General features: G+C 66.3%; 1 protein-coding gene. It reads left to right on the top strand.

Going from position 1 to position 332, the window contains the following annotated elements:
• The coding region (locus tag DBV10_RS22670; RefSeq protein ID WP_370451211.1) for a MotA/TolQ/ExbB proton channel family protein at nucleotides 1-332 on the top strand (332 nt) is incomplete at both ends.

Genomic DNA, 332 nt, shown 5'->3' with positions numbered 1-332 from the left:
CTGCTGGCCATGTCGCTGGCCTCGTGGATCGTCATCCTCATCAAGGCCCTGGACATCATCAGGTTCAAGAAAAACGCCCGTGCCGCCCAGGACTTCTGGCACAGCGAAGACTTTGCCGCCGGCCTGACCAAGCTGGGCGCCGAGCCCACCAACCCCTTCCGCCACCTGGCCCTGGAAGGCCGCGAAGCCACGGCCCACCACCGCAACACCAAGGCCCATCTGCACGACAGCCTGGACGTGAGCGACTGGGTCACACGCTGCCTGCGCAACTGCATCGACGAGTTCACCGCCCGCCTGCAATCGGGCCTGGCCATCCTGGCCTCGGTGGGCTC

The organism is Acidovorax sp. FJL06 (genome assembly GCF_003852545.1).
Classification (GTDB): Bacteria; Pseudomonadota; Gammaproteobacteria; order Burkholderiales; family Burkholderiaceae_C; genus Acidovorax.
Note: the sequence above shows the minus strand (reverse complement) of the source record. Positions and strands in the feature narration are given on the sequence as shown.